We start from the raw sequence: 733 nt of genomic DNA, 5'->3' as shown, positions 1-733 counted from the left end.
GGGGCATGATGAGCGGGCATTTCTGGCTGACCGACGAACAGATGTCGCGACTGCGGCCGTTCTTTCCGAAGTCCCGAGGCAAGCCGCGGGTGGATGACCGGCGGGTTCTAAGCGGGATAATCTACTTTAAGAAGAACGGGTTGCAGCGGAAGGACGCGCCTTCCGTCTATGGCCCGTCCAGGACGCTCTACAACCGGTTCGTCCGCTGGTCGCGTATGGGGGTCTTTGCCCGGATCTTCGTCGAGCTCGCCCAGCCGGGGCCTGATGGCGACGTGATCATGATCGACAGCACCCACCTGAAGGCCCACCGCACGGCGGCAAGCCTCTCAAAAGGGGGACTCGCCCGCGGGCCATCGGACGGACCAAAGGCGGGCTGAACTCGAAGCTGCACATGGGTTGCGACGGGCTGGGGCGGCCGCTGATCTTCTTCCTGTCGCCCGGTCAGATGAGCGACGCGAGAGGTGCGCTGGCTCTGCTGGATGCCCTCCCACCCGCAAGGACGCTCCCGGCCGACAAGGGCTACGACGCCGACTGGTTCCGCGAAGCCCTTGATGACAGGGGAATTGCCGCCTGCATCCCAGCTCGGCGCGGGCGCAAGAACCCCGCCGCACATGACTGCAAGCTCTACAAGCAGCGGCACAGGATCGAGAACCTCTTTGCCCGCCTCAAGGACTGGCGCCGCATCGCCACCCGCTACGACAGATGCGGCGAACTCTTCCTCTCCGCAATCTGC

Annotated in this window: 1 protein-coding gene; it reads left to right on the top strand. The window is 64.8% G+C overall.

The window, feature by feature from the left end; genetic code table 11:
- Nucleotides 1-8: 8 nt before the first annotated feature.
- A protein-coding gene (locus J5474_RS22475) for an IS5 family transposase (protein ID WP_209364240.1) occupies nt 9-733 on the top strand; the annotation gives its coding sequence in 2 pieces (ribosomal slippage) (nt 9-327 and nt 327-733; 726 coding nt annotated over the 2 pieces). This gene is flagged as partial in the annotation.

The organism is Sagittula salina (assembly GCF_017813235.1).
Taxonomy (GTDB): Bacteria; Pseudomonadota; Alphaproteobacteria; order Rhodobacterales; family Rhodobacteraceae; genus Sagittula; species Sagittula salina.
Note: the sequence above shows the minus strand (reverse complement) of the source record. Positions and strands in the feature narration are given on the sequence as shown.